Origin of the sequence: Chryseobacterium sp., assembly GCF_041914225.1 — a bacterium.
Lineage (GTDB): Bacteria > Bacteroidota > Bacteroidia > Flavobacteriales > Weeksellaceae > Chryseobacterium.
In genome coordinates, this window is sequence record NZ_JAYSDT010000092.1 from 1 (window position 1) to 5964 (window position 5964).

Genomic DNA, 5964 nt, shown 5'->3' on the forward strand with positions numbered 1-5964 from the left:
ACTGGTTACTCTAACAAGTTAACAGATTTATTATTACACTCTGCTTCTTTATAATTAGAAATAAATAATATCAAACATAAAAAACCTTCGGAATATTTCTGAAGGTTTTTTTGTTTGAATAGTTTTTGATCTTTTCTCTAGTTAGTCTTAAAGCTCCAAATCTGGCCTATCGTTTCGCCGCCCTTGCCATCTTTTACGACTACTTTCCAATAATAGGTAGTATTGGCTGCAAGAGTGGTCAACTGATGTGTCTTTGTGCTATGATTCAACTTGCTGTTCTGTAGATTGGTTCTATCGGTTCCCCAATATAAATCATACGTCAATACATCCGAAGCATCCACATCCGAGGCATTCCACTCCAAATTCACTGTTGATGGAGTTACCGTGGCGTCCATTGACGGAGTTACCAACTGTGGCATATAAGGAGCATGATTGCTAGTAGCAGTTCCTTCTGTATAAAAACTGTAGACAGGAGAATAATCACTGCTTGCGCTTTTACTGTCCGTAGCTTTTACTCTCCAATAATAGGCCTTTCCCTTATCCAATGTTACACTATAGGATGGAGCTGTAACATTACCTGTGGCTACCACTTGTGTGAACTGATTGTCTGTAGCTACCTGAACCTGATAAGTAATGGCATCGTTCTGTGAATCTGAAGAGGCATTCCAGCTCAGGTTAACAGCATTACTGATGCATAAAACCTTGTCCGTTGGGCTTATAAGCGTTGGGGCCGTAGGAGGGGTGTTCACTACTGGGGCTGGAGGAGTCTCTCTTTCTCCTCCGCCTCCGCCTCCACAAGAAATCATTGCTGCTGATATAAACAATAAGTATATCAAGTATGCTGATGGGGTTCTATTTATTATTTTCATTTGATCTTATTTTTTGTTGGCTATTAATCATTAATTATTTCATTATTCTGATTTTTAATGATTTTTAATGATTTTTATAATTTTTGGATTACTTAACAGTACTCTTACCATATAAACACCATCGTTATTATTCGTTAGGTCTAATTTTATTCGTCCAGATATTACTTTTAACGTTTGTTTTAACACCAATCTTCCTTCCTGGGAGTATACCTCTACCGCTGCCTCTTTATTGGCATCTGGAATGCTGATATAAAACTCTCCTCTCGTAGGGTTAGGATAAGCGGCTGAAACTCCAAAAGACACTGGCTCTGTAACCGTTTTAGACAGAACACCTTCACAGGATACCGCGGTCTTTACTTCTACCAAATCCCATTGGTTGGCTTCTACCGTAAACTCCTTGTCTGTAGTTTCTAGCTTTTCTGTTCCATTTACAAATACAGTATAAGGGGCCGTTCCTTCATTGATAGAAACTGAAACTGCATTTTTCGATGTGGAAATCTTACCCGTCAAACTACCTCCTTTGCCTATGGTAACATTGTAACATTGTTCAAATGTCTTACCAGGTATCGTAATACATACCGAATATGTTCCTGGTGACAATCCTGTTACTGAAAGTTTATTGTTCGTAAAACCATAGTCCTTTCCATTAATTTTAGCTACATAGTTGAAACTTTGCGTGGCAACAATATTGATCTCACCATTGTTCTTACCTGTACATGTCTCTGATTTGACCTCTATGCTGAAGTTGGTATAATCTATTGTTACTATTACCGCTAACCTTACAGCACTCTCACAACCATTTACGGTCTGGGAGGCATAGTATGTATTTCCACTAACCAAAAGATTTGTGCTGGCTAATGCACTGCCTCCACTAGAAGCTGCATACCATTTTATATTACTGCCTGTAGCAACCAAATCACCTATTACTGAACCAGGTAAAAAAGTCTGGCTGGAAGAACCGGTAGGTTCAGAAATAATTTCTTTACTAATAACCAAGTTATAACATTTTTCATCATTATTTCCAACGGTAGATACACAAACACTGTATGTGCCTGCAGCAAGATTACTTATAATTTTTGTTGATGTAAAATTATATGTTTGGTTATAATTAGTACCAATAATCTTTGCTATAAAATCAGCCGATTGATTGACTGTAATGGTAATTTCACCATTATCTTGACTACATGACGCCTGTTTTGTTGAAAAAGAATATTTTTCACCTATCAAAGACGCTTGATTACCAAAAATTCTAAATTCACCTGGCTGTAAAGTAATTGGAGCAGTAGTATTTGTAACCGTAATACTCGAATTATCCATCAAATTATACCAAGTTCCTGTGTATGGAAATCCAGTATTTACATCTTTGGCTTCTACCCCAAAATTTGAAATAATTAAAACATCTTTTAATTGATTACTAGGCAAATCTGATTTTGTGATTTTTATATTGGGGGTAACTGTATTCTCGTTGGCAATTACAACATCTCCAGAAAATACAGGCTCTGAATTTTTCAAAGTAATCATTTTAGCCCAATCATCATAAATTTTCTTTCTATTAACATCAGCAAGCCAATTACCTGACCATTGTGGTTGCGGTTTTGTACTCAGCTTACAATCTCCAGAAGTAGTATCTGAGGAAGTGTTTACAGTACCGTCTGTACAAGTAAAAATTGATTTTTCCCAACCTAACTCACCAAAATGCCAAATCATTTTTGGACCGGGAACTAATATAGAAACCGCTCCTAAAGCAGACATTCTTGAAAGGGCAGTATTGAGGTTCTTTACATTATAACTGCCTTGACTATTCCCATACTGCAAATTCTTATACATCAGTCTTTCCTCATCATGGCTTTCTGCATATCCAATCAATCTTTTTCCTGTGAATCCTCTACTGGTACTTGTCATTCTGGCAATGCTTTTGTTAGGATACCCCATGGTGAGCTCATTATATTCATCTGTCATTTTACCCCATAACATTATCCCTTTTCCTTCATTGATTTTATAATTAGCCCATTCTCTTTCTTCAGCATCTGTTCCTAAATGTTCAAAAATAACATAATGATTAGGGTCTATACTCCAAGAGTAATCTGCATATTCTTTCAATACATCTACCCTATCTTGTTGATAACTGTTGGTACAGGTTTCATCTGATGCACTGCAGTTTTGGGTAAAACCTTTGGTTAAGTCCCATCTAAAGCCATCTATCTTAAATTCATTAATCCAATATTTAATGGTCTGTTTTACATAATTTTTGGTATAAGTAGATGAATGATTGAAATCTTCTCCTACACTATAGGTATGCTTTGCAACTGTATTAAAATATGGATTTTCAGTACTTGGGCTTCCCCATCCGTCTCCATCAGGGTCGTTCATCCACATTCTCACCATTGGATTTCTTCCAAAGGCATGGTTAAATGCAATGTCCAAAATCACGGCAATACCATTCTGATGACATAAATCCACAAACTCTTTCAATTTGTTTTTATTACCATAAAATTTATCCAAAGCCATATGAAAAGCCGTGTTGTATCCCCAACTTTCATTACCTTCAAATTCCATTACTGGCATCAATTGGATAGCATTGATCTTTAGATTTTTAAAATAATCAATCTTATCAATCAAATCCTGAAAATTTCTATGGCTGTCAAAATCCCTTACAAGAACCTCATAAATAACCAGTTTATCTTTGTTAGGCTTCGTAAAGTTGTTTGTTGACCAGGTGTAAGGGGTTTCTCCTGTCTTCAAAACGGTAACTTCTCTGTCTTGATCTACCGGATATGCCGGAATATTAGGATAAGAAGCTGAAGGAATATTAGGATCGTCTGAAGGAGAAAGAACGAGGGTTGATGCAGGATCTGCTGTTTTCACAACCGATGGAGAATTGGCAAGTGGAGTAGCATCTGCCACCCAATATTGATAAGAATAACTAGTTCCTGATGTTAATCCTGACAATTCCAGCCAAAACTTTCCGGTAGTAGGATCTTTTTTCATGGCATAATTTGCACTTGGCTGCCAATTATTGAATGATCCGGCTACATAAACGAAATCTTTTCCGGGTGCCTCTAAGACAAGGGTTGCTTTTGTATTATCGGTACTATTGTAATTAATCCCATTTTCCATATTCGTTGGAAGGGCTTGTGAAATAGTCCCGGGGTTTATTAAAACATAAAATTTCTTGGAGTATGTTTGGGAACCCTGTGTTACTTGTAATTCATAGCTTCTGTTAGCTAAAATATTAGAATCCGTAAAGCTAAAACTGCTACCTGTATAGGTATTTATACTTACTCCATTGGCCAAAAGGGTATAACTGGCATTACCATTGGTATTATTTGCTTTAATGGTAAGACTTTGTCCCGAATTCAACAAAGTGATAGATTTTTCAAGCGGAGCAGTTAAATTGGCCTGATAAGCACCTACATTCAACTCCAAATCCGATGTTTGCGGAGAACCTGAGGCACCCCTGAGTACAATATTTATTTTGGAAATATTTCCTGTTGTAACTCCATAAAAACTTTTAACAGAAGGTGTCAAATCCAGTTTATAGATATTTCCGGATACCGGTACCAATGCAGGCTGAACAGTATTGTCACCCCAATTTCCAATTACCTTTTGCCAAGTGACACCATCCAAAGTGACACCAGTATGTGCATAAATGGTTCCTGTATAAGAAGCTAACGGCGTTCCTGATTTGTCAAACAAAATGGTTCCAGATTGATTAGCCTCAGGAGCAGATCCTCCTTGCCAACTTACTTGTGCAAATCCAATTAAGTTGGTTATTAACACTAATAAAAGCGTGTAGATATATTTCATTTTATACGTTTTTCACGGCTGTAAATATATGTAAAAGATAATTAAATTTTCAATGAATACATATGATTTTTTTGGCAAAATTTATGTTAAAATCAAAAAATTAATTGAGTTTAATACTAGGAGTAAAAATTAATCGCAGAATTTTTCAGCACATCTGACAAGTATTTGGAATGACAATGCCTTATTTTCCTAATTAATAAGATTCTGGCAATGCTTCAAAAAATAAGCTTAGACTAATTTTTTTGTTCGGGAAATTCCTGCAGAAATGCGGGATATTTTTGAATTAAGAAACTAACAGACTACAGCCTCTGATATCCGAATGATCTATCCTTCCCAAAACCTGGAAAGTATATTTTAAAAAGTCTGAATGCCCATTTTGTTCTTGAGCAACAATCTTACCTAAATCTTGCGTCGCAATAAAACTGCAACTGTGTCTGTTGGCCAAATCTATGATATTGATCGCCCCTGTTCTGCCGTCTTCCACATAAGAAAATGGATCTTCAGTATTACGGATAAGAATACGCATCCAATTGGGGCATTGGTATTCATTTTTGCCTAAAGAATAGGCCTGAGAAAGCAATTCCGTCATCGAATATTCTGAATAAATCTTCTCTGTTTTGAACCCTTCCTGCAAGAGTTTCAGCAGTTCATCTTTCGTCATTTCTTCTTTTCGGCCTTTCATACCACCGGTTTCTATGATAATTAAGTCCGAAGTCTGAAGTCTGAGGTCTGAAGTTTTATTTTCTAGATAATCTAGAAAATCCAATAAGGCAAAAGAAACCCCGAAAAGAATCACTTTTTTGTTTTCTTTTCCTAATTTTTGTAAAAGTTCAAATAACTCTTGATGATTGTATAAAAAATATCCGTTTTCTGGTTTTCTTGATTTTTTCATTAAAAAATCAACCATATAAATCAATGAAGAGTTAGGATTTTCAGAATAATTCGGGAGCAATCCAAGGAAAATATACTCTTCGGGCTTACCGATAAACTGCTCGAAACTCCTATAAATACTTTCTTCATAAAGACTGAAATCGGCTATCCAATGCTTGGAACGGGTTTGGATTTGGGTAGTTCCTGAACTTTGAAAATATTTTATGGATTTGTCCGTCTGAGCGGAGTCGAAAACTTTGTCTAATACCAAATGGTTTTTAAACATTTCAATGGGCAAAAATGGAATATCTATTACTTCTTTAATTTCCGAAGGATTTTTACCTAAAAAATCTACAAATTTTCGGTAAACTTCTACATTTTCGTACTGATAGAGAAACGTTTCCAAACATGCCGCTTG

The 5964-nt window shown here is 36.0% G+C and carries 3 protein-coding genes; all 3 read right to left on the reverse strand.

What is annotated here, in order from left to right:
* Positions 1 to 137: 137 nt before the first annotated feature.
* Positions 138 to 869, reverse strand: a complete 732-nt coding sequence (locus ACE3RB_RS19605; protein WP_374465750.1) for a fibronectin type III domain-containing protein — start codon at positions 867 to 869, stop codon at positions 138 to 140.
* A gap of 54 nt (positions 870 to 923) precedes the next feature.
* Positions 924 to 4676: an alpha-amylase family glycosyl hydrolase gene (locus ACE3RB_RS19610; RefSeq protein ID WP_374465751.1), complete on the reverse strand. Its 3753-nt coding sequence runs from the start codon at positions 4674 to 4676 to the stop codon at positions 924 to 926.
* A 283-nt stretch (positions 4677 to 4959) separates the two neighbouring features.
* The coding region (locus tag ACE3RB_RS19615; protein WP_374465752.1) for an acyl transferase at positions 4960 to 5964 on the reverse strand (1005 nt) is incomplete at its 5' end.